Source organism: Caulobacter sp. CCH9-E1 (assembly GCF_001556515.1).
Taxonomy (GTDB): Bacteria; Pseudomonadota; Alphaproteobacteria; order Caulobacterales; family Caulobacteraceae; genus Caulobacter.
Genome location: NZ_LSJA01000186.1, coordinates 1 through 23,610, shown reverse-complemented (window position 1 = coordinate 23,610; position 23,610 = coordinate 1). Strand labels below are relative to the sequence as shown.

Sequence of the window (23,610 nt, the reverse complement as noted above, 5' to 3'; positions counted from 1 at the left end):
GCATCATCGTCACCTGTCCCGGATGAATCTGGGCCCCGGCATTCGCCGGGGAGGTCGGTGGAATGGGGGACTCTGGCCGCGGACCTTAAACCCTTACGCCTCCAGCAGCGCCTCGATCCGGCAGACGACGCCCTCGGGGCGGAAGTCGATCTCAGCCGAGCCCGACAGCTCCGCGGCCAGGCCGCGCTCGATCAGGCGCGTGCCAAAGCCGCGCTGGGCGGGCGGGGTCACGGGCGGTCCGTCGCGCTCGGTCCAGGTCAGGCGCAGGCGTTCGGCGCCCTGGCCGTCCGCCACCTCCCAGGCGATCCGGACGCGCCCGGACGGCGCGTGCAGCGCGCCGTACTTGAGGGCGTTGGTGGCCAGCTCGTGCAGCGCCATCGACAGCGAGAGGGCGGTCTTGGGGGACAGGCGCACAGCCGGGCCGCTCAGCTCGAACCGGTTCGCGCCGCCGTGCAGCGCCGCCAGCCGCTCGGCCACCGCGTGCAGATCGGCGCCGTCCCAGTTCTCGCGGGTCAGGAGATCGTGCGCCTCGGCCAGGGCCACCAGGCGGTCGGCGAACGCCTCCTTGGCCTGGGGCAGGGGATAGGTGTCGGTGAAGGTCTGGGCCGCGATCGCCTGGATCGTGGCCAGGCTGTTCTTCACCCGATGGTTCATCTCGTTGACCAGCAGGCGCAGGTGCAGCTCGGCCCGCTTGCGGTCGGTGATGTTGACGGCCGCGCCGACGAACCGCAGAGGCTTGCCGTTGTCGCCGAAGAACACCTTGCCCTTGGCGCTGAGCCAGCGTTCGACATGGTCGTCGCGGCCGATCACGCGGAACTCGACGGCGTAGTCGGCGCGCAGATCGGGGTTTAGCGCGCGCTCGAGCGCCTCCTGGACATGCTGGACGTCGGCGGGGTGGGTGAGCGGAAGCATGGCCGTGAGGTCCGCCGGCTCGCCAGGCGGCATGCCGAACATGGCGTAGCAGCGGTCGGAGAGCCGCACCTCGCCGGTCTCCAGATTGTGGTCCCAGGTGCCCACATCCGCCGCGTCCACGGCCAGGCGCAGGGTTTCCTCCTGGCGCAGCAGCCGGTCGATCGCCTCGCGCCGTTCGGTGACGTCCGACACCACCCCGACGAAGCGCACGCACACCCGGCCTTCGAAGAAGGCGCGGCCGAACACCTCGACCCAGCGCACGGCGCCGTTCTGCCGGACAATCCGGTACTCCAGGTTCATCAGGCCCGAGCCGTCCGGATCGACAGCCGCCGCCACCGCCGCGCGCACGGCCGGCAGGTCGCTGGGGTGCACCGCGCGCTCGAACAGCGAGGTCGAGGTCGGGGCGTCCGGCGGGATGCCGAAGATGGCGCGCGCCCGGGGATCCCAGTACCGCAGGCCCTTCGACGGATTATGGTCCCAGCGGCCCATGCCGGCGGCCTGGGCGGCCAGGTCGATGTCGACGCGCGCGGCCGCCAGGGCGGCCTCGACCTGCTTGCGCTCGGTGATGTCGATGATGACGCCGGTGTTGCGCGCGGGTTTGCCGTCGGGCGCCGGATAGGCTCGGCCGCGCGTGTAGATCCAGCGGATCGATCCGTCCTTCTGGACCAGCCGGTATTCATCGGAGAAGTCGCCGCCGGCGCGCAGCGACGCCATCGCCACGGCGCTGATCCGATCCGCGTCGTCCGGGTGAATGGCGGGCGTAAAGGCCTCGACGGGCAGGCCGGCGGCGGCCAGTTCGGGCACGACGCCGTGCAGTTCGGCGTAGCGGGCGTCGGCATAGACCTTGTTGGCCTTGACGTCCCATTCCCAGGCGCCGACCACGCCGGCGGCCTCGCGGGCCAGTTCGTAGCGCTCTTCGACGCCGCGCAGCTCTTGCGTGGCCTTGACGGTCTCGGTGATCTCGACGGCGCTGATCAGCACGCCGCCCACGCCGTGCGGCGCGGTGGCGTCGGGGACGGGGCTGTAGCTGACCGTGAACCAGGCGGTCTCCTGGCGGTCGGTCCGCATCAGCCTGTAGGGCAGCTTCTCGAACACGAAGCCTCGGCTGGCGCCGCTGAGCAGGTCGGCGTAGAGCGCGCGGGTCGAGGCCTGGAAATCGGCCGAGGTGTTCTTGAACAGGACGCCCAGATATTCGGGATGGCGCTCGGCCAGGGCCGGCGCATAGGCGTCGTTATAGATCAGCACCAGCTCGGGGCCCCAGCGCAGGGCCATGGGCAGCTGGGTGGTCAGCACCATGTCGACGGCGAAGCGAAGGCTGGGCGACCAGGTCTCGATCGCGCCCAGGGGCGTGGCCGACCAGTCGAACGCGCGCACGCGGTCGGCCATCTCGCCACGGGCGAGCATGGTCAGTCCAGGCGCGGCGTCGGGCTCGCTCCCGCCCATTCCGTTGGCCCCCCAATCCGGCTCGTCAGCCGGCCTAAGCGAGGGGCAAACCCTATAGCGGTTGCTTAGGGAGGGGCCTGCAACAAAAGGTCGCAGGCTTGGCTATAGCGGTTGGAGCGTGGCGGCGGAAACCGTTTGCGGCTTCGGCGCCCGCCACGCTCCAATCTCGGCGTGTAGCCCCGTTATCCGTTTCTGGTCGCGATCAGAAAACGGGTAGGTCTAGTCGATCGGCGACCAGCGCTTCTCGGCTGGGGCCGGGGCGCGCTTGGGACCGCGGAAGCTGTTGCCGCCGCCGGCGGCCTTCTGGCCCTGGGGTTTGCCCTGGCCCTGACCGCGCCCCTGGCCTTGAGCCTGCGGGCCCTTCTGGCCGCCGCCGCCGTTACGATTGCCGTTGCGATTGCGCTTGCGGCGCAGCTCGGACGGGACGTCGTTGCGCGGGTCGGCGCGGCGGGGGTCCACGTGACGATCGGCCGGGACCAGCTTGTCGGCCACGGCCGCGGCCGCCGCCAGCTGCTTGTCGTTGCGGCGATCAAATGACGGGATCGTCTGGCGGGTGGCCTTCTGGATGTCCTTCAGCAGGCTGCGTTCGTCGTCCGAGCAGAAGCTGATGGCGATGCCGTCCTTGCCCTTGCGGGCGGTGCGGCCGATCCGGTGGACATAGGCCTCCGGCACGTTGGGCAGCTCGTAGTTGATGACGTGGCTGACGTCGTTGACGTCGATGCCGCGCGCGGCGATGTCGGTCGCCACCAGGGCCCGCATCTCGCCGGCCTTGAAGGCGGCCAGGGCCCGCTCGCGCTGGCCTTGGGTCTTGTCGCCGTGGATCGAGGCGGCCTCGACGCCGGCGGCGTTCAGGTACTTGGCCACCCGGTCGGCGCCGCGCTTGGTGCGGGTGAAGACGATGGTGCGCGAGAAGCTGCTATCGGCGAACAGCTCGGCCAGCAGCGGACGCTTGCGCTGGGCCTCGATGAACAGGACGCGCTGGTCGATGCGCTCGACCGTGGTGGCCTGCGGCGCGACCGAGACCTGCACCGGGTCCTTCAGCAGCTCGCCGGCCAGCTTGCCGATCTCGCTGGGCATGGTGGCCGAGAAGAACAGGTTCTGGCGGTTCTTGGTCAGCTGGGCGGCGATCTTGCGGATCGGCACCACGAAGCCCAGGTCCAGCATCTGGTCGGCTTCGTCGAGGACGAAGATCTCGGTGCCCGAGACGATGGCCGACTTCTCGGCCATGTGGTCCATCAGGCGGCCGGGGGTGGCGACCAGGACGTCGATGCCGCCGGCCAGCGCCTTCATCTGCGGGCCGTACTTGACGCCGCCATAGATGGTGTGGACCGACAGGCCCATGTGGACGGCGTAGGCCTTGAAGTTCTCGGCGATCTGGGTCGCCAGTTCGCGGGTCGGCGACAGCACCAGGCAGCGGAAGCCGCGGCGCGGGGCCGGTTTGCGGTCTTCGGCCAGACGCTGAAGGATCGGCAGGGCGAAGGCGGCGGTCTTGCCGGTGCCGGTCTGGGCGATGCCCAAGAGGTCCTTGCCTTGCAGCACGACCGGGATGGCCTGGGCCTGGATCGGCGTCGGCTCCTTGTAGCCCTTCTCGGCGAGGGCCTTCAGCAGCGGCTTGGCCAGGCCAAGGTCGGAAAATTGAGTCACGTGTGTTGGTTCTTTCGTACGCCGACGCGGGCCATGCGTCATCGCACGGCTAACCCTTCGGCTATCGTTCGGGGGAGCGCCCCGCGTGCACGGGCGATCGGGTGAGAAAAAGTTCTCAAGGCGCTCGACAGGCTGGCCCGAGAACGGACCCTCACGCGGCTGGAGCGCCAATAGCGCCGGAGTGGCGCAGGGCCCGTATCGGTTATCCCAGCGGGAAAGTCAAGTTTTGGGCACAGCCAGTTCCTCTCCCGCGACGCGGGGGAGGTGGCCCAGAGGGCCGGAGGGGGCGACCTCAGCCTATCTCCAGCTTGCCCCCTCAGTCGCTGCCGCGACAGCTCCCCCGCATCGCGGGGGAGCATCTTGTCACCCTTATGCCGCCGGCTTGGGTTTGGGGGCCACGTCGAAGATCTTGTGCACGATCTTCCAGCCGTCCGGGGTCTTCAGCAGCTGCATGTAGTCGGTGAGCACGGCGGTCGGGTAGTCCAGCACGATCTGGCGCTGGCGGCCGAGCCGGTGATCGAGATCGACTCGATCCAGCGCTTGCGCTGGGCCTCGTCGGCGGCGGGCTTGCCGGACGCGCCGGCGATGTACTCGTCGTCCGAGCGCTGGACCAGCGCGCCCTCGCGGATCCACATCAGCCGACCCTCGTCGTGGAAGGCCTGGCGGAATTCCTTGGGATCACCGGTGGCGTGGCCGGCCAGATAGTGCTCCAGCACCGCGCGCACGGCGGGCTCCTCGGGATTGGCCGCCTGGGCCAGGGCCGGAGCGGCGGCGAGCAGGGTCGTAACGGCGGCCAGGGCCGCGATCGTGTTGCGCATGATGGTGTCCCTCCCAATGACCATTGGGAGTTACAGGGGTAAATGCGGCGGCGATGGGGCGAGCCGCCTCTTGCCAGTGCGCGCCCACCACGCCAAACCCGGCCCATGAGCAAGCCCATCGTCCTCGTCGCCGCCGCCGCCCTGATCGATGTCGACGGGCGGGTGCTGATCTGCCAGCGCCCCGAGGGCAAGCAGCTGGCCGGCCTCTGGGAGTTTCCGGGCGGCAAGGTCGAGGCCGGCGAGACCCCAGAGCAGTGTCTGATCCGCGAACTGGACGAGGAGCTGGGGATCAAGGTCGCCCAGGCGTGCCTGGCGCCGTTCGTCTTCGCCTCGCACACCTACGAGAGCTTCCACCTCTTGATGCCGCTCTACCTGCTGCGCCGCTGGGAAGGGCAGGTGACCCGCAAGGAGCACGCGGGGCTGGCCTGGGTGAAGCCCGACAAGCTGGCCGACTACCCCATGCCGCCGGCCGACGAGCCGCTGGTGGCGTGGCTGCGGGACGTGTTGTGAGCTTCCTTCTCCCCTTGCGGGAGAAGGTGTCGCGCAGCGACGGATGAGGGGTTGAAGGACGGTTCCGGATCGCGGAGCGCGACCCCTCACCCGGCCCTTCGGGCCACCCTCTCCCGCAAGGGGAGAGGGAAAGATCTATCCCGCCTTATCCCCCGCCGGCTGCTCTTTCACGCCCAGAGCATCCGCCAGCCGCATCTTCGCCGAGCCGGGGCGCAGCGGCTTCTGCTGGCTCTCGTGCGGCGCCCAGCCGGTGACCGAGACGATCTCGAAGGTCGCGGGGACCTTGCCGTCGGCCTCGGCGAAGCGCTCGACATAGAGCTCCATGGCCCGGAACAGCACCTTGCGCGACAGTGGCTTGCGCGAGCGGTCCAGCAGCACGCTGGTCTCGCCCATGCGGCGCAGGTCTTGGAGCAGCTTGATCGGATGCGCATAGCGCACCTTCACCCGGTCGACGTCGGCGACGGGCAAGGCGAAGCCGGCCCGTTGCAGCAGGCCCGCGGCGTCGATGGCGTCGGCGAACGGCGAGACGCGCATGGACGCGCCGTCGGTCAGCTCGGCCTCGGCGGCCAGCAGGCATTGGCGGAGTTCCGTCAGGGTGGCCCCGCCGAAGATCGCGCCGACGAACAGGCCGTCGGGTCGCAGCGCCCGGCGGATCTGGATCAGGGCGCCGACGAGATCGTTGGTCCAGTGCAGCGACAGGGTCGAGACGATGAGGTCGAGGGTCGCGTCGCCGAACGGCAGGCGCTCCTCGTCGGCGACGACGCGCAAGGTGTTCCGGCCGCCCAGCATCCGTCCCGACAGGTCGGCCTCGATCAGGGTGTCGATGTTGGCGCGGGCGTCGCTGGCCTCCAAGGCTTTGAAAAAATGGCCGTTTCTCGCGCCGAGGTCGACGGCGACCGGAAAGCGTCGCAGGATCGTCTCCAGCCGCATGACCACGTCGCCGGCCGCCCGCGCCTTCAGGAAGTCGGCGGCCGCGTAGTCGGGCGCGGCGCGGTCCAGGCGGGCCCGGTGCAGGGCGCGGTCGAACAGAAGGGGCGAGGCGGTCATGGGCGCGGAACATGGCGATTTCGCCCCGACATGGAAAGCGGCCCGATCAAGGGTCTCGCCTTTTTTGCGCGCGTTCGGACGCGGGGTGCTGGACCTCCTGCTGCCGCCGGCCAGCCTGGACGGCGAGGCGGCCCTGACTGGCGGGCTTTCGGCGAGCGCCTTTTCCAAGGTGACCTTCCTGGACGATCCGGTCTGCGACGGCTGCGGCCTGGCGCAGGCCTACGCGGCCGAGAGCCGCTGTCCGGCCTGCCAGGCCAAGCCCCGCGCGTTCCAGCGGGCGCGGGCGGCCTGCGTCTATGACGAGCACTCGCGCGAGCTGATCCTGAAGCTGAAGCATGCCGACCGCACGGACCTGTCGGGCCTGTTCGCCCGCTGGCTGTCGCGGGCCTCGGCGGATCTGCTGGCCGAGGCTGACGCCGTCGTCCCCGTGCCGATCCACCGCGCCCGGCTGCTGCGCCGCCGCTACAACCAGGCGGCCGAGATCGCCCGGCCGTTGGCGCGGATGGCGGACCTCGCCTATCTGCCCGACGCCCTGGTCCGCAAGCGCGACACCGCCAGTCAAGGCGGCAAGTCGGCCTCGGGCCGCCGCCGCAATGTCGCCGCGGCCTTCGCCGTGCCGCCGGGCAGGCGCCGGCTGGTCGAAGGCCAGCGGATCGTTCTGGTCGATGACGTTCTGACCACCGGCGCCACGGCCGAGGGCTGCGCGCGGGCCCTGCTGGCGGCCGGCGCGGCCCATGTAAGCCTCTCCGTCATCGCCCGCGTTACAGAAGGCCAAGCCCGTCCTATATGAGGGCGTCGGAACACCCTACGAGTTAAGAGCATGGCCAAAGTCACCATCTACACCCGCCCGTTTTGCCCCTACTGCTCGCGCGCCCTGGCGCTGCTGAACGAGAAGGGCGCCGACTTCACCGAGATCGAGGCGGGCATGAATCCGGCCCTGCGCCAGGAGATGATGCAACGCTCGGGCCGCAACACCTTTCCGCAGATCTTCGTCGGCGATCAGCACATCGGCGGTTGCGATGACATGATGGCCCTGGAAGAGCAGGGCAAGCTGGACGCGCTTCTCGCCGCATGACGGGGCAGGGCGGCATGCTTCGCGTCGGCCTGGTCCAGACGCGCACCCCGGCCACGCAAGCGGCGGCGCTGGCGCATGTCGCGCCGCTGGTGCGGCAGGCGATCGGAGAGGGCGCCCAGTTCGTGCTGACGCCCGAGTGCACGAACGTCCTGCAGAAGGACCGCGCCAAGCTGCTGCCCACCCTGACCGCGCTGGAGGACGATCCGGTCGTGGGCGGCCTACGCGAAATCGCGGCCGAGACCGGGACCTGGATCGACATCGGCTCGGCCCTGGTCCGGCGCGAGGACGGCAAGGCGGCGAACCGCCAGGCCGTCATCGACCCGACCGGCGCGATCGTGGCGACCTACGACAAGCTGCACATGTTCGACGTCGATTTGCCGACGGGTGAAACCGCCCGGGAGTCGGAGGCCTATGCGCCGGGCGAGCGGGCGGTGGTCGTCGACACGCCGTGGGCCAAGCTCGGCTTGACCATCTGCTACGACATGCGCTTTCCGGCCCTGCACCGGGCCCTGGCCCTGGCCGGCGCCACGGTGATCACGGCCCCCGCCGCCTTCACTCGCCCGACGGGCGAAGCGCACTGGGACGTGCTGCTGCGGGCCCGCGCCATCGAGACCGGCTCGTTCGTGATCGCCGCCGCCCAGGGCGGCTTCCACGAGGACGGACGCGGCACCTGGGGCCGCTCGATCGCCATCGGTCCGTGGGGCGAGGTGCTCGGAAAACTTGACCACGACGAGCCGGGCGTGCTGATGGCGGACCTTGATTTGGCCGCCGCCGACAAGGCGCGCGCCGCGATCCCCGTGCTCAAGAACGCCCGACCTTTCGTCGGGCCCTAGGACGCTCCATCTCTATCCCATGATCAAGTACGCGCTTCAGTGCGATCAGACTCACGAGTTCGAGGGCTGGTTCGGCTCGTCGGCGGACTATGACGACCAGGCCGCGCGCGGCCTCGTCGAATGCCCGGTCTGCGGCTCGCGTGGCGTCTCCAAGCAGATCATGGCTCCGGCTATCGCCGGCACGAAGGCGCAGCGCGCCGCGCCGGCGCCCGACCCCAAGATGCGCGAGATGATGATGGCCGCCATGGGCGAGGTCCGCCGGCACGTCGAGGAGAACTTCGACTATGTCGGCGACGCCTTCGCCAAGGAGGCCCGCGCCATCCACGAGGGCAAGTCCGAGGAGCGCGGCATCTACGGCGAGGCCTCGCCCACCGAGGTGAAGGCCCTGGTCGAGGACGGCGTGCGGGTCGCGCCCCTGCCGCCGGGGCCGCCGAAGAAGACCGAGGTCAATTGAGGGGCTAGCGCCACGCTTCTCGCGTTTCCTCTCCCGTGTCATCCCGGCCGCAGCGAAGCGGAGAGCCAGGACCCAAGAACAGCCGCAATGCGCTTGACCCCTGGGTCCCGGATAGCCTCTGCGAGGCTTCCGGGATGACAGGGGGAGGGAGAGCGGACGAGACTAGGGCGCGTCCTTCGTCGCCGGGTACTCGATCTCGCCCGCATAGCCCGCGCGGCGGGCGCGGGCCGTCAGGTCGTCCAGCGTCGCTTGCGGAAGAGGACGACGGGCATAGAGGAAGACCTTCTTCTTGTCCGGCGAGGCCGAGATGAACCAGGCGCCGGCGGGGTCGGTCTCCAGCACCTCGTAGCGCCAGGTCACGAACGGCAGGTAGGACACCTTCAGGCGGCGGTTGACGCCGGGATCCTCGATCACGCCCTTGCCGCGGATGGCGCGGCGCTTGCCGTCGATCCCGCCTTGGCGGCAGTCGTCCTCGACCTCGACGCGGCGGTCGTCCAGGCGCTTGTAGACGGTGGTCGCGGCGACGCAGCCCTTGGTGACGCCCATCGGCGTGCGCCCGACCTCCAGCCAGGTTCCGGAATAGTGGCTGGCGGCGTCGATGGGCGTTGGCCGGGGCTCGGCGGGACCGGCCGCGGCGAGGGCGGCGACGAGGGCGACAAGGGCGACAGGGGCGTGGGGCATGGCGATCTCCTCGCCCGCCGTTACGGCCCGGCCCCACGGATGGATGCTCGCCAAGACAAGAAAGGGCGCCGAACCCGATGGTCCGGCGCCCTTGTTCGCGCTCTATCGCTGTTCGCTTAGCGGTAGCGGTACTCGTAGTGGCACTTTTTCTTGCTCTTGCCCTTGGCGATCTCGTGGCCGGCGACCGCGCCGACCGCGCCGCCCAGGACCGTGCCCTCGGTGCGGGCGCCGTTGCCGGCGACGGCGTTGCCCAGCAGGGCGCCGGACAGGCCGCCGATGATCGCGCCGTTCTTGGCCTTGGACTTGGACTTCTCGCACACCAGCACGCGATAGCGGCCGTTGCGCGACTGGGCGTCGGCGGCGGTGACGGCCACGCTGCTGGCGGTGAAGCCGACGACGGTGGCCAGAACGAGTGCTTTCAGACGGGGGCGCATGGCGGCTCTCCGATTGTTCTTGTTTCAGATCCCTCGGATCGTAAACGCCCAGGCTGACGGCCGGTTTCCGGCAAGGTCGGAAAGGCGACGCTTCAGCTTGGGCGAACGCGGGGATCAGCCTTCGACGCGGTAACGGCCGTCGGCGTCGGGACAGACGCGGACGTAACGGGTCTCGACGCGGCCGTTGTAGTCGGTCGGGGCGGGCGCCAGGCGGCAGCGCTCGCCCGCGGCGGCGTAGCGGCCGTCGCTGTAGCGGTAGGGCTGGGTCTGGTCGTAGGTCCAGTAGTTGCCGCGCGTGTCGCACTTGGCCGAGGCGTTGCCGACCGCCGCGCCGACGCCGGCGCCGACCAGGGCGCCCAGCACCGAGCCTTCGGTCTTGGCGTTGCGGGCCGCGACGTTCGAGCCCAGGGCCGCGCCGGCCAGGGCGCCGATCACGCCGCCGACGGTGGCGTTGCGCTTGGCGTCCTGACGGCAGTTGTCGCCGTACGAGACGTTGGCGTTGGTGTCGACGCCGACCGCGCCGGCGTAGGGCGCGAGATAGCGGTTGGCCTCGCCCGGATGGCGGCGGTCATAGGCGCCGTAGCCGTGGCGGCGGTCGTACTCGTCGCGGGCGGCGTAGTAGCGGTCGCGATCGCGCTCCCACTGCTGGCGGCCGGCGTCATAGCCCGAGGCGTGGCCATAGCCGCTGGTCCGGAAGCGATCGGCCTGGCGCGGGTTGCGGCGGTCATAGGCGCCCTCGCCATGGCGGCGGTCGTAGTTGGCGCGGGCGCGCTCGTAGTTGGCGCGGTCGCGCTCGAACTGGGCCTGCTCGGCGTAGTAGGCGGCGCTCTGCCGGTACTCGGCGGCGCGATAGCGGTCGGCCTCGGCCCGATAGCGCCGATCATAGGCGCCGCGGCCGTAGCGGCGGTCATAGTCGTCGCGGGCCTGCAGGTAGTTGGCGCGGTCGCGCTCATAGGCGGCCTGGCGGTCGCGATACTCGGCCACGCGCTCGTAGTAGTTGGCGCGCTGGTCGTCGTAGCGCTGCAAGCTCTGCTGGTAGGCCGAGGTCTGGGCCACGGCGGGGGCGATCGCGCCGCACGCCATGGTGGTCGCCATCAGGGCGACGAGGGTCTTGGACGTCATCTTGGGTCTCCGTTCAAATCGAACGGATCGACGGCCGACCCCCGACACCGGGTCGCCAATCCGGGGCGCTATGTCCCTGCGGAGATGATAAGGCCCAGGTTGCTGGAGAGGTTCCCGAAGGGGGCGCTAGTGCGCTCCAAGCTCACAAAATCCGTGTCATCCCGGCCGTAGCACGCAGCGGAGAGCCGGAATCCCGGGGCGGCGCGCACGGCGCTCCTTCACCCCCTGGGTCTTAAGACAGCCTCTGCGAGGCTTCCGGGATGACACGGGATTTGCAGCTTTGGGCGTCAGTCACTCAGCCAGTCCCGGCGGAAGGCATGGCCGTCCCAGATGAAGACGCTTTCGCTGGCTTCGGCCGCGCCCACGAGCAGATCGCCCCGGGTGACCTGGACCGATTTGCGAGGGCAGGGGTCTGTATTGGCGCCGCCCCCCTTGCCGCAAGAGGTCGCCACCGCGCCGCTGTTCTCGGCGGGGACCATATAGTCCGGCGCATAACGGCCCAGTTCAATCCGGACGGGGGCGTCAGGCGCCGCTCCGCGCACGATCTCCAGGACATGGGCGCGCTCGCCCGCGCGAACGATCCGCGCCGTGTCGGCCTTGCCGTCGTGATCGAAGTCGCCGCTGATCGGTCCCGGAAGAATGGCCGAGACAAGCAGGAGCAGGAACATCAGACACCTCGCGCGCACATCGCAAGGTCAGTCTGTCTCAATCCCTGGTCACGGTCATCATGTAGTTGATGTCCGTATCCGCCGAGCGACTCCAGCGGCCGGTCAGCGGGTTGTAGCTGACGCCGTAAGGCCCCTGCATCGCCACCGGCTCGCCGGCCAGGAAGGCGCGCAGCTCTTCGGGCTTCAGGAACTGCTTCCAGTCGTGGGTGCCGGGCGGAACCCAGCGCAGCACGTACTCGGCGCCGATCTTGGCGAGCGCGAGCGCCTTCAGCGTGCGGTTCAGGGTGGCCACGAACATGATGCCGCCGGGCTTGAGCAGCTTGGCGCAGGTGCGCAGGAACTCGCCCGGATCGGCGACGTGCTCGATGACCTCCATGGTCAGGACGACGTCGAACGGCCCCGCGCCCTCGGCCAGCAGCTGCTCGGCGGTGGCGGGGCGGTAGTTGATCGTGAGCTCTTGCTCGGCCGCGTGGGTCGCGGCGGTCTTGATGTTGCGCTCCGAGGCGTCGATCGCCGTCACCGCAAAACCCAGCCGCGCCATCGGCTCGCTCAGCAGCCCGCCGCCGCAGCCGATGTCGAGCAGGGAAAGGCCGTCGAACGGCGCGCGCTGGTCGCCGTCGCGGCCGAACCGCGCCAGGGCCTGCTCGCGGATGAAGGCCAGGCGGCAGGGATTGAACACGTGCAGCGGCGCGAACTTGCCCTTGGGGTCCCACCACTCGGCGGCGATCGCCGAGAAGCGGGCCACGTCGGCCGGGTCGATGCTCCAGGCGGTGCCAGAGGGGGAGGGCTTGGCTGCTTCGCTCATGTGTCTACCTGTACCACGCCGAGTTTTTCGCGCCATGACCGGAGAAAAAAGACAGCTCCGCGACATTGCCGTTGCGCCATCGCGCCGCTAGAAGGCGCTTCGCTTGCGCGAAGGGGAGGGTTCCCGCCGCGCGGGCGCAAGAAATAACCAAGTGTCGAGGTACCAAGGACGTGTCACGTCTGGTGATGAAGTTCGGCGGCACGTCGGTGGCCGACCTGGAGCGCATCCGCCGTGTGGCGCGCCTGGTCGCCGCCGAGGTCGCCACGGGTAAGCAGGTCGCGGTGGTCGTTTCGGCCATGTCGGGCAAGACCAACGAGCTGGTCGCCTGGACCGACGGCGCCGGCCGCGCGGCCCAGGGCCTGCCGGAGTCGGACGACGAGTACGACGCCGTCGTCGCCTCGGGCGAGCAGGTGACCGCCGGCCTGCTGGCCATGACCCTGCGCAACATGGGTCACAAGGCCCGCTCGTTCCTGGGCTGGCAGGTGCCGATCATCACCGACGAGGCCCACGGCCGCGCGCGGATCGAGGAGATTCCGCCGGAGAACCTCGAGGCCTGCTTCGCCAGCGGCGAGATCGCCGTGATCGCCGGCTTCCAGGGCGTGACCCCCAAGCAGCGCATCACCACCCTGGGCCGCGGCGGCTCGGACACCTCGGCCGTGGCGATCGCGGCGGCCGTAAAGGGCGCCTGCGACATCTACACCGACGTGGACGGGGTCTACACGACCGATCCGCGCATCGAGAGCAAGGCCAAGCGCCTGGCCAAGATCTCCTACGAGGAGATGCTCGAAATGGCCTCGCTGGGGGCCAAGGTTCTGCAGACCCGCTCGGTCGAGATGGCCATGGCCCATCGCGTCCCGGTGCGGGTGCTGTCCAGTTTCGTCGAACCGGGCGAAGCCCCGGGCCAAGGTACGATCGTCTGCGACGAGGAAGAAATCATGGAAAAGCGCATCGTCTCGGGCGTCGCCTACAGCCGCGACGAAGCCAAGATCACCCTGCTGGGCCTGCCCGACCATCCGGGCGTGTCCTCGCAGATCTTCGGCCGTCTCGCCGACGCCAACGTCAATGTCGACATGATCGTCCAGTCGCGGGCTCGCACCAACGCGACCGCCAACATGGAATTCACGGTCGGCAAGCGTGACGCCGCCCGCGCCGTCGAGATCGTCCAGGCCGCCAAGACCGAGATCGGCTTCGAGGATGTCGCGGTCAACGAGGACGTCGCCAAGGTGTCGGTGATCGGGGTCGGCATGCGCAGCCACGCCGGCGTCGCCCAGTCGATGTTCGCGGCCCTGGCCGAGAAGAACATCAACATCCAGGTCATCTCGACCTCGGAGATCAAGATCTCGGTCCTGATCGACGCGGCCTACACGGAACTGGCCGTCCGCGCCCTGCACGCGGTCTACGGGCTGGACCAGCTGTAGTTTCGACGGAGGGAGCGCCCCCTCCGTCACGAGGCTTCGCCTCGCGCCGCCTCCCCCGTTGCACGGGTGAGGAGGAATGGCTCCATCCTCCCTCGCGCAGCGGGGGAGGGGGACCGCGAAGCGGTGGTGGGGGCGCTCTCCGCCGACTTAGATGAAAACGTCGCCTTCGGACGTTATGGAAGCGACATCGCTTCCGAGAGACCCCATGTCCGACATCTTCAAGTTTGACCCCGAGGCCAAGACCGTCACCTTCTCGGGCGACGAGGGGCTGAAGGTGCTGTTCGACCTCTTGCTGCGGGCCAAGTTCGGCGACGGCTATGAAAAGCCCCTGCTGGTCAGCCCCTGGCTGGCGGCGCTGCTCAAGCGCCTGGACCGCGTCGTCAACGACGCCGAGCTGCGCTTCCCGGAAAAGGTCGGCCAGCCGATCTTCGACACCGACGACCTGCTGGCCATGGGCGATGCGGTGATCGAGGAAGGCCACACCGTCGGCTGGTGGTCGATGGCCGAGGCCGAGCGCCGCGAGTACCTGCGCGGCACCATCGCCGCCCCGCACCCGCTGACCGACCTCGAGGTCGAGTTCATCGAAAGCGACATCAACGCGGCGCTGGAACAGGCAAGGCGCCTGGTCGAGGACGCCAGCCAGCCTTTGTCGCTGCCCGGACATGGGTGAACACCGGATACTAGTCTTTTCCGGAAACACAACCTGAAACATTGAAAATCTCTTGAGCATGCTCTAGTTTCACGTAACGCCGTTCTTCGGGGGCGCGGGGGCAGGACATGGTCGGGATATCGGCTTCATCGCGCAGCGCTTGTCTTCGCGCGCTCGCGGCCATCGCGCTGGTCGGCGTTTTGCAGGCGCTCGCGGGATGCGCCGCCCTGACCGGGTCGGCCAAGCCCGTGACGTCCGCTGATGCGCGGCTGAAGGTCGTCGAGGCCCTGCCCGAGAGCAAGGTTCTCACGACCTTCTACCAGGCGTCCGACACCTGCGCGGCGGGCAAGGTCTGGCCCGACTGCCGCGACGGGATGAGCAAGCGGGAATTCCGCGACATCGTGGTCGCGCTCTACATCAGCGCCGCCGACGCGCGTTACGAGGCGTTCCGTGGCCGGCTGTCACAGGAAGCCAAGGGCACGGCGTTCGGCGGCAATCTCGCCATCCTGATCATGAATGGGGCCGCGGTGGTTTCGGGCGACGAGGCCCGGCGCGCCCTGGCCGCGGCCTCGGCCGTGGTGGCGGGCGGTCAGGCCTCGGTCACGAAGGATCTCTTCATCGAAAAGGCTCTGCCGGCGGTGCTGGCGGCCATGGACGCCAACCGGCTGGAGGCCAAGGCGGCCATCGTGGCGAAGCTGCGGCTGGAGGCCAAGGACTATTCCCTGGCCGAAGCGCTCGGCGACGTTCGCGCGCTCGAGGGCAAGGCGCGGCTGGAGGAGGCCATACAGGCCCTGACCTCGACCGCCACCGCCGACGCGGCGGAGAAGAAGCGCCAGCTTGATATCGCCTATACCGTAAACCTGCAGCCGGGATTGGCGCCGCGCAAGCAGGCGCTGCTGCTTGATCTCCAGAAGCTCAACGACGCCGATTTGGCGGCCGCCGCCTCCGCGCTCGGCGCGACGGTCGGCGATGCGACGTCAAAGACATTCCGCACGGACCAGATCGCGGCCATCAGGATCTGGATGAACCAGAACGTCCAGAACGAAGTCGCCTTCGACAAGGCGGTGCAGAAGGTCAAGTCGCTGACCGGAAAGGACAGTTACCTCTGATGGGCACGCATATCATCGGCGCTGATCCGACCTTGGATCTCAATGACCTGAACGAGTGGATCAAGGAAAACGAGATGACGCTGGGCCCGATCGTCAACATCGCCGAGGGCCACGGCAAGACCGCCGGCGAGTTCGACGTGTCAGGCGATCTGGTCACGGACAAGTGGGCCCAGGTCATGATCAAGGTCGGGGATCAGTGCGTGGTCGGGCCGACCGAGACCCTGATCGCCGAGGGGCAGGCCTATATCAGCAGCGTCCTCAGGGATGTCTGCCTTTACCGCGCCAGCTGAGCCCGCGTTCCGGTCGACGGTCGATCCCTCTATAGTCGCGGCATGGCTCACGCCCTGACCGCGCCCGCCGAGCTGTCGTTCCGCCGCTATGGCGAGGACGCGCCGCCGCACGCCCACGCCTTCGACCAGATCGTGCTGCCGCGCCGGGGCGTGCTGGAGATGGAGATCGACGGCAAGGGCGGCCGGGTCGATCCGGGCCGCGCCGCGGTCGTCCCGCCTGGCGCGCGCCACGCCTTCGCCGCCTCGGGCGAGAACCTGTTCGTCGTGGCCGATATCGGCGGCGACCTGATGAAGCCTTTCGAGCGCCTGCGGGAGAGGCCCTTCGCGCCGGTCACGGGCGCGGTGCGGGGATTGCTCGACTTCCTCTCGGGAGAGGCGCCCGGCGCGATCGACACGGCCGTCGCCGGCCTGTGGACGCCGCTGCTGCTGCGTGGGCTCGCGGCCGCGCCCCTCGCGGTCGATCCGCGCCTGGCGCGCGCCGTGGCGATGATCGAGGCGCGCTTCGACCAGCCCCTCACAGTCCGCGACCTCGCCGCTGAGGCCGGCATGAGTCAGAGCCGCTTCCACGCGCGCTTCGCCGACGCCTACGGAACGACGCCGCACGCGGTCCTGTCGAACGCGCGCCTAAGGGCCGCCCAGCGCCTGCTCTCCGACACCACGCTCTCGATCGCCGAGATCGCCGCGCGCACCGGGCACGGCGATCAGAGCGGCCTGACCAAGCGCATGAAGGCGGCGTTGGGCGTCACGCCCGGAGCGTGGCGGAAGGGTCGGTAGCATCCTTCTCCCCTTGCGGGAGAAGGTGGCGCGCAGCGCCGGATGAGGGGTTGAAGGACGCGTCCGGATAACGGAGCGCGACCCCTCACCCGGCCGCCGAAGGCGGCCACCCTCTCCCGCAAGGGGAGAGGGAGACAAATCGCCAAACCTCCGGGAGCTTTCGCCAAGCCGTCGTTCGCCCAACCTGCTACGTCCGCGCCCATGATCCCCTCCCGCAACCTCCTGCTCGGCCTGGCCTGCGGCGTGATCGCCGGGGCGTTCTGGGGCGGGGTGTTCCTGGCGCCCAAGCTCTTGGCCGAGTTCACGCCGCTGCAGGCCACGGCGGGGCGATATCTGGCCTATGGCCTGGCGGCGGCCGTGCTGCTGGTCCCCAGCTACAGGAGCGTCCTGGCGCGGATGGATCGCCGCGACTGGCGCGACCTCCTGCTGCTGAGCCTGCTGGGCAACCTGATCTACTATGTCGGCCTGGCCGTCGCCGTGCAGAGCGCGGGCGTGGCCCTGGCCTCGCTGGTCATCGGTCTGCTGCCCGTGACCATCACCCTCGTCGGGGCGAAAGCGGGGGAGGGGACGCCGCTGCGGCGGCTGATCGCGCCGCTGGCTCTGATCGTCGCCGGCGGAGTCTGCATCAACCTGGACGCCTTCGCCGCCGCCGGGCGCGCCGGGGCGGGGCGGACGCTGGTCGGCCTGGCCGGCGCGCTGCTGGCCCTGGCGGTCTGGACCGCCTACGCCGTGTGGAACGCTCGCCGCCTGGCCGCAACGCCGAAGTTCAACAGCCACGAGTGGTCGCTGCTGACGGGCGTCGCCACGGGGCTGCTCTCGCTGGTCATCGTGGTCCCGGCTTTCGCGCTGGGCGGCAAGGCGCACGCGGCCGACGCCTGGGGCCTGTTCTGGGGCGTGAGCTTCGCCGTCGCGATCGGCGCCTCGGTGATCGGCAACGGCCTGTGGAACGCCGCCAGCCGCCTGCTGCCGCTGTCGCTGTCGGGCCAGCTGATCGTGTTCGAGACGGTCTTCGCCCTGCTCTACGGCTTCCTGCACGAAGGCCGCTGGCCGCGCCTGCTGGAGAGCCTCGCCATCGTGCTAATGCTGGCGGGCGTGCTGTGGTCGGCGCGGCGGCATGCGCCGGACGGGCAGGCATTGGCCCAGGCCTAAATTTGGGTGTCATCCCGGAAGCCTCGCAGAGGCTATCCGGGACCCAGGGGGTGCAGGAGCTCAGTGCGAGCCGCCCCTGGGGCCCGGCTCTCCGCTCCGCTACGGCCGGGATGACACGGGTTTGGGGACGCTTGAACCTAAACCCAACCTGAACGACCGGTCCCGACCCGGTTCAGACGCGGGGGTCTAGAACAGCTATCAACAGAGATAGGAGACCCGCCATGACCACCCTCGGCAAGTTCACCAAGACCGCCATCGCTGTCACGATCGCCGGCGCCCTGGTCGCTCCCGCCACCGCCGCCTTCGCCGGCGAAAAGACCGAGCGCGCCATCCTGGGCGCGGTGATCGGCGGCGTCGCCGGCGCGGCCCTGGGCGACGGCAGGGGCGAAGCGGTCGCCATCGGCGCGGTCGCCGGCGCGGCCCTGGGCGCCACCACAGCCAAGGACCGGAACGACCGTCGCTACAGCCACGGCTATCGCGCGGCTCCGCGTTACGAGAGCCGCTATTACAACACTGGCTATCGCAACGACCGTTACGCCTACGACCGCTACGACCGTCGCAACGATCGGTCCTACGACCGCTACGACAACCGTTACGCCTACGGCTATCGCCGCTGAGGCGTGGCGCCTTCCTCGCCGGAGTCCCGATCCCTCCTCCCGCGAGCAAACTGCGCCGTCTCCTTCGGAGGCGGCGCTTTTTCGTGCCGCCGCACCTAAACGTCGTTCCGTTGCGCGCGGCGGGTATCGCGGCGACGAAATCTGCTATAGCCCCCTCTGGAGGACGGAGTGGTTCGGGCCCGGGCAAGGGGCCGCCGCTCCAGGGTTAGGGAGCGCGCTTAAGGCTCATGGCGGCATCCGGCATCGCCGTTCGAGGACCACGAAGCCTGCTTCGGCAGATTCGCGAGGCCATGGCCGGGGGCGGCCCCGCCCAGGCCAAGCTCGACATGGTGGTGCGCACCATCGCCATCTCGATGGTGGCGGAAGTCTGCTCGATCTATCTGCGCCGCGCCTCGGGCGACCTCGAACTGTTCGCCACCGAGGGCCTGGCCCGCGAGGCCGTCCACGTCACCCGCCTGAAGCCGGGCGAGGGCCTGGTCGGCGAGACCATGCGCCTGGGCCGGCCGCTGAACCTGTCCGACGCCGCCAGCCACCCGGCCTTCTCGTACCGTCCAGAAACGGGCGAAGACCCCTATCACGCCTTCCTGGCCGTGCCGCTGCTGCGCGGCGGCCGCGCGATCGGCGTGCTGGTCGTCCAGAACCGCACCGAGCGGGTCTATGACGAGGAAGAGGTCGAGGACTTGCAGATCATCGCCATGGTGCTGGCCGAGATGGTCAGCTCCAGCGAGCTCTTGGGCGCCGACGAGCTGAAGGACGTCGAGCTGGCGCCGCACAGGCCCGAGCGGCTGAAGGGCGCGCGGTTCGCCGAAGGCCTGGCGTACGGCGTGGCGGTGCTGCACGAGCAGCCGGTCGCGCCCGAGCAGCTGCTGTCCGACGACGCCCTGGCCGAGGAGGCCCGGCTCAAATACGCGATCGAGGCCCTGCAGACCCAGATCGACGAGATGCTGGAGGGCCAGCACGGCCTGGTCGGCGCCTCGTACGAGGTGCTGGAGACCTATCGCCTGTTCGCCCACGACCGGGGCTGGAACCGCAGCCTGGAGGAGGCCGTGCGTTCGGGCCTGACCGCCGAGGCCGCCGTCGAGCGCGTCCGTTCCGAGCACCGCGCGCGCCTGGGCCAGGCCCGCGACCCCTATCTGCGCGAGCGGCTGCACGACCTGGAAGATCTGAACGACCGGCTGCTGCGCCATCTGTCGGGCGACGTGCACCACGTGCGGGTCCTGCCCGACGACGCCATCCTGATCGCCCGGAACCTCGGTCCCGCCGACCTCCTGGAGTACGACCGCACCAAGCTGAAGGGCATCCTGCTGGAGGAGGGCAGCGCCGCCAGCCACGCCGGCATTGTCGCCCGGGCCCTGGACATCCCGTGCGTCGGGCGCCTGGCCGGGCTGCGCGACCGGGTCAGCGAGGGCGACCCCGTGGTCGTCGACGCCGAGACCCAGGAAGCCTGGCTCCGCCCGCGTCTGGACGTGGTCAAGGCGCTGAAGGTCCGGATGGAAGTCCGCGCCCAGCGCAAGGCCGAGTTCGCCCGCCTCCGCGACACGCCGCCCATCACCAAGGACGGCTCCAAGGTCACCCTGCTGATGAACGCAGGGCTCGCCGTCGATCTCGACATCCTGGCCGAGACGGGCGCCGAGGGCATCGGCCTGTTCCGCACCGAGTTCCAGTTCATGGTGGCCGAGGAGCTGCCGCGCCTGGAAGCTCAGACCAGTCTCTACGAGAAGGTGCTGGATGCGGCCGACGGCATGCCGGTGACCTTCCGCACGCTCGACCTGGGCGGCGACAAGCTGCTGCCGTACATGGAGCTGGAGCGCGAGGACAATCCGGCCCTGGGCTGGCGCGCGGTGCGCATGGGCCTGGACCGGCCGGCCCTGCTGCGCATGCAGATCCGCGCCCTGATCAAGGCCGCCAACGGCCGGCCGCTGCGGGTGATGTTCCCGCTGGTGGCCAATGTCGACGAGTTCCGCGCCGCGCGCTCGTTCGTCGATCAGGAAGTCGCCTGGGCCCTGAAGCGTGGCCGGCCCGCGCCATCGCGCCTGGACGTCGGGGCGATGATCGAGGCCCCGTCGCTGCTGTGGCATCTCGACGCACTGTTGCCGATGACCGACTTCGTTTCGGTCGGCACCAACGACCTGATGCAGTATCTGTTCGCCGCCGATCGGGGCAATCCGAAGGTGTCGGACCGCTACGATCCGCTGTCCCCGGCGGCCCTGCGAGCGCTGAAGACGATCCAGCAGGCGTGCGCCGACACGGGCACCCAGGTGTCGGTCTGCGGCGAGATGGCGGGGCGTCCGTTGGAGGCTTTCGCCCTTGTGGCGCTGGGTTTTGATCGTCTTTCGATGCCGCCGGCCGGCATTGGGCCGGTCAAGCAGATGGTGCTGTCGCTGGACCGCGAGGCGGCTCGCCGGAACGTCGAGGCGCTGCTGAAAGGCTCGGGCGGATCGCTGCGCGGCGAGATCGAGACGCTGGCGCGCAAGCTTTACGTGGCGGTGTAGAACGCTGTTATCCGGTTAGGCAAGCGCGACCGGTAAGTACATTGAATCCTGATACTTAGTTTGCTACCCACAAACACTCGTTAAGAATTTCGTGCATAATGGAGTCGGGGAAGCGTAAAAGCTTCGCCAGCGATCTGCACCAGGCGGTTTGAGTTCCAAGCGGTTTCCGGGGGCGCTTAGTCAGTATGCCGCGAGATATGGGGAACGTGGAGCGTTTGCATCTCGACGAGGTCGAGGCGAACCCAGCGCCGTTCGCGGTCGCCGACCTCGTTGGGGAACAGCCCGTCCAGGACCAACCCGCCGACATCGGCGCCGCCCTGAAGGCCGCCCGCGAGGCGCGCGGTCTCAGTCTGCAACAGGTCGCCGAGGCTACCCGCATTCGTCAAAGCTATGTCGAGGCGCTGGAGGCCATGCGCCTGGAGGCGCTGCCCTCGCGCCCCTTCACGATCGGCTATGTCCGCGCCTACGCCGCCCTGCTGGGCATGGATGTCGACGCCGCCGTGGCCCGCTTCAAGGCTGACGCGCCGGACGAGAGCGCCGAGCTGCGCGAGCCCGTCGGCGTGCGCCGCGAGCGTGATCCGCGCCTGGCCCTGATCTTCGCCGGCGGCGTGCTGGTGGTCGGCGCGATCCTGCTGTGGAACGTCGCCCAGCGCGCCATCGCCAAGGACGCCCCGCCGCCGCAGATCGCCCCGCCGGCCGCCTCGACCCAGGTCCAGGCCCACGCCAACAACAGCCAGGTCGCCCTCGGCGCGCCGCTGCCGGCGCCGGTCGAGTCGACCACGCCCGAGCCCTACAAGACCCCCGGCCTCGACGACGCCGCCGCCAACGGCGGGTCGGTGGACGCGGCCAAGGCCGCCGCCAAGGCGCGCGAGGAAGCCGCCGCCCGCGCGGGCGTCGTCGATCCCGCCCACCGGATCCAGGTCGGCGCGCCGTTCAAACCCAAGGGCGCGATGCTCGGCGCCGCGCCGGGCGAAGGCTCCGGCGTCGTGCTGCAGGCTCGCAAGGCCGCGACCCTGGTGGTGCGCGGCGGGGACGGCCAGGTCCATTTCGCTCGCGCCCTGGCGGCCGGCGACGCCTATCGCGCGCCCCGCACGCCGGGCCTGGTCGCCGACGTCTCCGACCCGATGGTGTTCGAGGTCTATTACGGCGGCGCCCTGGTCAGCCGCCTGCCGTCGGCCTCGACGGCGCTCGGCAAGCTGGTTCCCGCGCCGAAGGTCGCGCCGGCGGCTCCGGCCGTCGCACAGGCCCCGGCGGCGACGCCTCCGCAATAGTTCCCTTCTCCCCTTGCGGGAGAAGGTGGCCGCGAAGCGGACGGATGAGGGGTTGAACAGCCCGTCCGTCAACGCCTTCGCGACCCCTCATCCGTCGCCTGACGGCGACACCTTCTCCCGCAAGGGGAGAAGGGGGCGGGTAAACCCCTTCTATCCGCCCTCAACACCCTCTAAATTACCGCCATGTCCGCAGACCACACGTCCGTCCGTCCCTGGCGCCAGATCACGCGTCGCCCCTCGCGCAAGATCCGCGTGGGCGCCGTCGAGGTGGGCGGCGACGCGCCGATCTCGGTGCAGTCGATGACCAACACCCTGACCAGCGACGCAAAAGCGACGCTGGAGCAGATCCGCCAGCTGGAGGAGGCCGGCGCCGACATCGTCCGCGTCAGCTGCCCGGACGTCGAGAGCACCGCCGCCTTCAAGACCATCGCCCGCGAGGCCAAGGTCCCGCTCGTGGCCGACATCCACTTCCACTACAAGCGCGGCATCGAGGCCGCCGAGGCGGGCGCGGCCTGCCTGCGGATCAATCCGGGTAATATCGGTTCGCCCGACCGCGTCCGCGACGTGATCCAGGCCGCGCGCGACCACGGCTGCTCGATGCGGATCGGCGTCAACGCCGGCTCGCTGGAGCGCGAACTGCTCGAGAAGTACGGCGAGCCCTGCCCCGAGGCGATGGTCGAGAGCGCGCTCAACCACGCCCGCATCCTGCAGGACCACGACTTCCACGAATTCAAGATCTCGGTGAAGGCGTCCGACCCGTTCCTGACCGTCGCGGCCTACTACCAGCTGGCCGAGGCCATCGACTGCCCGCTGCACCTGGGCGTGACGGAGGCCGGCGCGACGCGCACGGGGACGGTGAAATCCTCGATCGGCATCGGCTCGATGCTGTGGGCCGGCATCGGCGACACAATTCGCGTGTCGCTGGCGGCGGATCCTGTCGAAGAGATCAAGGTCGGCTTCGATATCCTCAAGTCGCTGGGCCTGCGCCACCGGGGCGTCAACATCATCGCCTGCCCCTCGTGCGCGCGGCAGGGCTTCAACGTCATCAAGACCGTCGAGGCCCTGGAAGAGCGCCTGGCCCACATCGCCACGCCGATGTCGCTGTCGATCATCGGCTGCGTCGTCAACGGTCCGGGCGAGGCCCTGATGACCGACATCGGCTTCACCGGCGGCGGCGCGGGCGCGGGCATGGTCTACATGGCCGGCAAGCCCGACCATAAGCAGTCGAACGACGGCATGATCGACCACATCGTCGAGCTGGTCGAGAAGAAGGCCGCCGAGCTTCAGGCGGCGAAGGCCGCCGGCGCGCTGGCCGCGGAATAAGAACGGGCGCCCGAGCCCGCCAGTCTCCCGGGAGGAGCCTTGATGACCACCCTGATCCTCAGCGTCGTCGGC

At 69.6% G+C, this 23,610-nt stretch carries 24 protein-coding genes and 1 pseudogene; 15 read left to right on the top strand and 10 right to left on the bottom strand.

The window, feature by feature from the left end; translation table 11 throughout:
• Window positions 1-93: 93 nt before the first annotated feature.
• The 3 genes and pseudogenes from AX690_RS11515 to AX690_RS11505 all read right to left on the bottom strand — a co-directional run bounded on the left by AX690_RS11515 (window position 94) and on the right by AX690_RS11505 (window position 4,817).
• On the bottom strand, window positions 94-2,316 hold the full coding sequence (locus AX690_RS11515) for a sensor histidine kinase (protein ID WP_231732178.1): 2,223 nt from the start codon (window positions 2,314-2,316) through the stop codon (window positions 94-96).
• A gap of 258 nt (window positions 2,317-2,574) precedes the next feature.
• Window positions 2,575-3,999, bottom strand: a complete 1,425-nt coding sequence (locus AX690_RS11510; RefSeq protein ID WP_066682763.1) for a DEAD/DEAH box helicase — start codon at window positions 3,997-3,999, stop codon at window positions 2,575-2,577.
• A 369-nt stretch (window positions 4,000-4,368) separates the two neighbouring features.
• Window positions 4,369-4,817 (bottom strand): annotated as a pseudogene (locus AX690_RS11505) (nuclear transport factor 2 family protein).
• A 105-nt stretch (window positions 4,818-4,922) separates the two neighbouring features.
• Here AX690_RS11505 and mutT point away from each other — a divergent pair.
• The gene (gene mutT / locus AX690_RS11500) at window positions 4,923-5,327 is read left to right on the top strand and encodes an 8-oxo-dGTP diphosphatase MutT (protein ID WP_066682765.1); all 405 of its coding nucleotides are present in this window, start codon (window positions 4,923-4,925) and stop codon (window positions 5,325-5,327) included.
• A gap of 135 nt (window positions 5,328-5,462) precedes the next feature.
• Here the strand turns inward: mutT and AX690_RS11495 are convergent, their stop codons facing one another.
• Window positions 5,463-6,374, bottom strand: a complete 912-nt coding sequence (locus AX690_RS11495) for a methyltransferase domain-containing protein (protein WP_066681701.1) — start codon at window positions 6,372-6,374, stop codon at window positions 5,463-5,465.
• On the opposite strand from AX690_RS11495, the gene AX690_RS11490 reads away from it, so the two are divergent.
• The 4 genes from AX690_RS11490 to AX690_RS11475 are packed head-to-tail and all read left to right on the top strand — an operon-like array spanning window position 6,373 to window position 8,736.
• The gene (locus AX690_RS11490) at window positions 6,373-7,164 is read left to right on the top strand and encodes a ComF family protein (RefSeq protein WP_066681703.1); all 792 of its coding nucleotides are present in this window, start codon (window positions 6,373-6,375) and stop codon (window positions 7,162-7,164) included. The two genes, AX690_RS11495 and AX690_RS11490, sit on opposite strands and share 2 nt — an antisense overlap.
• 30 nt (window positions 7,165-7,194) lie before the next feature.
• On the top strand, window positions 7,195-7,449 hold the full coding sequence (gene grxC / locus AX690_RS11485; protein ID WP_066681706.1) for a glutaredoxin 3: 255 nt from the start codon (window positions 7,195-7,197) through the stop codon (window positions 7,447-7,449).
• A gap of 14 nt (window positions 7,450-7,463) precedes the next feature.
• On the top strand, window positions 7,464-8,282 hold the full coding sequence (locus AX690_RS11480; RefSeq protein ID WP_082769621.1) for a carbon-nitrogen hydrolase family protein: 819 nt from the start codon (window positions 7,464-7,466) through the stop codon (window positions 8,280-8,282).
• Window positions 8,283-8,301: 19 nt separating this feature from the next.
• Complete coding sequence (locus AX690_RS11475; protein WP_066681711.1) at window positions 8,302-8,736, top strand: DUF1178 family protein; 435 nt, start codon at window positions 8,302-8,304, stop codon at window positions 8,734-8,736.
• 162 nt (window positions 8,737-8,898) lie between these two features.
• On the opposite strand, the gene AX690_RS11470 is transcribed toward AX690_RS11475, so the two are convergent.
• The 5 genes from AX690_RS11470 to ubiG all read right to left on the bottom strand — a co-directional run bounded on the left by AX690_RS11470 (window position 8,899) and on the right by ubiG (window position 12,446).
• Window positions 8,899-9,417 carry a lipocalin family protein gene (locus tag AX690_RS11470; protein WP_066681713.1) on the bottom strand — a complete coding sequence of 173 codons (519 nt, stop codon included), beginning with the start codon at window positions 9,415-9,417 and terminating at the stop codon, window positions 8,899-8,901.
• Window positions 9,418-9,533: 116 nt separating this feature from the next.
• Window positions 9,534-9,851 carry a glycine zipper 2TM domain-containing protein gene (locus AX690_RS11465; RefSeq protein WP_066681715.1) on the bottom strand — a complete coding sequence of 106 codons (318 nt, stop codon included), beginning with the start codon at window positions 9,849-9,851 and terminating at the stop codon, window positions 9,534-9,536.
• Between the two features lie 114 nt (window positions 9,852-9,965).
• Complete coding sequence (locus AX690_RS11460) at window positions 9,966-10,973, bottom strand: glycine zipper domain-containing protein (RefSeq protein ID WP_066681717.1); 1,008 nt, start codon at window positions 10,971-10,973, stop codon at window positions 9,966-9,968.
• 287 nt (window positions 10,974-11,260) lie between these two features.
• Complete coding sequence (locus AX690_RS11455; RefSeq protein ID WP_066681720.1) at window positions 11,261-11,641, bottom strand: hypothetical protein; 381 nt, start codon at window positions 11,639-11,641, stop codon at window positions 11,261-11,263.
• 37 nt (window positions 11,642-11,678) lie between these two features.
• Window positions 11,679-12,446 carry a bifunctional 2-polyprenyl-6-hydroxyphenol methylase/3-demethylubiquinol 3-O-methyltransferase UbiG gene (gene ubiG, locus AX690_RS11450; protein WP_066681723.1) on the bottom strand — a complete coding sequence of 256 codons (768 nt, stop codon included), beginning with the start codon at window positions 12,444-12,446 and terminating at the stop codon, window positions 11,679-11,681.
• Between the two features lie 170 nt (window positions 12,447-12,616).
• Here ubiG and AX690_RS11445 point away from each other — a divergent pair, with 170 nt between their 5' ends.
• The gene (locus AX690_RS11445; RefSeq protein WP_066681724.1) at window positions 12,617-13,864 is read left to right on the top strand and encodes an aspartate kinase; all 1,248 of its coding nucleotides are present in this window, start codon (window positions 12,617-12,619) and stop codon (window positions 13,862-13,864) included.
• Window positions 13,865-14,069: 205 nt separating this feature from the next.
• Window positions 14,070-14,534 (top strand): hypothetical protein, encoded by a 465-nt coding sequence (locus AX690_RS11440; protein ID WP_066681727.1) that lies wholly within the window; start codon window positions 14,070-14,072, stop codon window positions 14,532-14,534.
• A gap of 10 nt (window positions 14,535-14,544) precedes the next feature.
• Here AX690_RS11440 and AX690_RS22860 read toward each other — a convergent pair whose 3' ends face one another.
• Window positions 14,545-14,757 (bottom strand): hypothetical protein, encoded by a 213-nt coding sequence (locus AX690_RS22860; protein WP_156449636.1) that lies wholly within the window; start codon window positions 14,755-14,757, stop codon window positions 14,545-14,547.
• A 4-nt stretch (window positions 14,758-14,761) separates the two neighbouring features.
• Between AX690_RS22860 and AX690_RS11435 the strand changes: the two genes are divergently transcribed.
• The 8 genes from AX690_RS11435 (at window position 14,762) to ispG (ending at window position 23,538) form a co-directional block, all read left to right on the top strand.
• On the top strand, window positions 14,762-15,622 hold the full coding sequence (locus tag AX690_RS11435; protein WP_156449635.1) for a hypothetical protein: 861 nt from the start codon (window positions 14,762-14,764) through the stop codon (window positions 15,620-15,622).
• Entirely contained in the window at window positions 15,622-15,912 is a 291-nt protein-coding gene (locus tag AX690_RS11430) for a hypothetical protein (RefSeq protein WP_066681733.1), read from the top strand. The genes AX690_RS11435 and AX690_RS11430 overlap by 1 nt, the downstream gene beginning before the upstream one ends.
• Before the next feature lie 42 nt (window positions 15,913-15,954).
• Entirely contained in the window at window positions 15,955-16,686 is a 732-nt protein-coding gene (locus tag AX690_RS11425; protein WP_066681740.1) for an AraC family transcriptional regulator, read from the top strand.
• Between the two features lie 201 nt (window positions 16,687-16,887).
• Window positions 16,888-17,835 carry a DMT family transporter gene (locus AX690_RS11420; protein WP_066681742.1) on the top strand — a complete coding sequence of 316 codons (948 nt, stop codon included), beginning with the start codon at window positions 16,888-16,890 and terminating at the stop codon, window positions 17,833-17,835.
• Window positions 17,836-18,056: 221 nt separating this feature from the next.
• The gene (locus tag AX690_RS11415) at window positions 18,057-18,452 is read left to right on the top strand and encodes a hypothetical protein (protein WP_066681745.1); all 396 of its coding nucleotides are present in this window, start codon (window positions 18,057-18,059) and stop codon (window positions 18,450-18,452) included.
• Between the two features lie 227 nt (window positions 18,453-18,679).
• The gene (ptsP, locus tag AX690_RS11410; protein ID WP_066681749.1) at window positions 18,680-20,944 is read left to right on the top strand and encodes a phosphoenolpyruvate--protein phosphotransferase; all 2,265 of its coding nucleotides are present in this window, start codon (window positions 18,680-18,682) and stop codon (window positions 20,942-20,944) included.
• Window positions 20,945-21,129: 185 nt separating this feature from the next.
• Window positions 21,130-22,215, top strand: a complete 1,086-nt coding sequence (locus AX690_RS11405; RefSeq protein WP_066681752.1) for a RodZ family helix-turn-helix domain-containing protein — start codon at window positions 21,130-21,132, stop codon at window positions 22,213-22,215.
• Window positions 22,216-22,398: 183 nt separating this feature from the next.
• Entirely contained in the window at window positions 22,399-23,538 is a 1,140-nt protein-coding gene (ispG, locus tag AX690_RS11400) for a flavodoxin-dependent (E)-4-hydroxy-3-methylbut-2-enyl-diphosphate synthase (RefSeq protein ID WP_066681754.1), read from the top strand.
• Window positions 23,539-23,610: the final 72 nt, after the last annotated feature.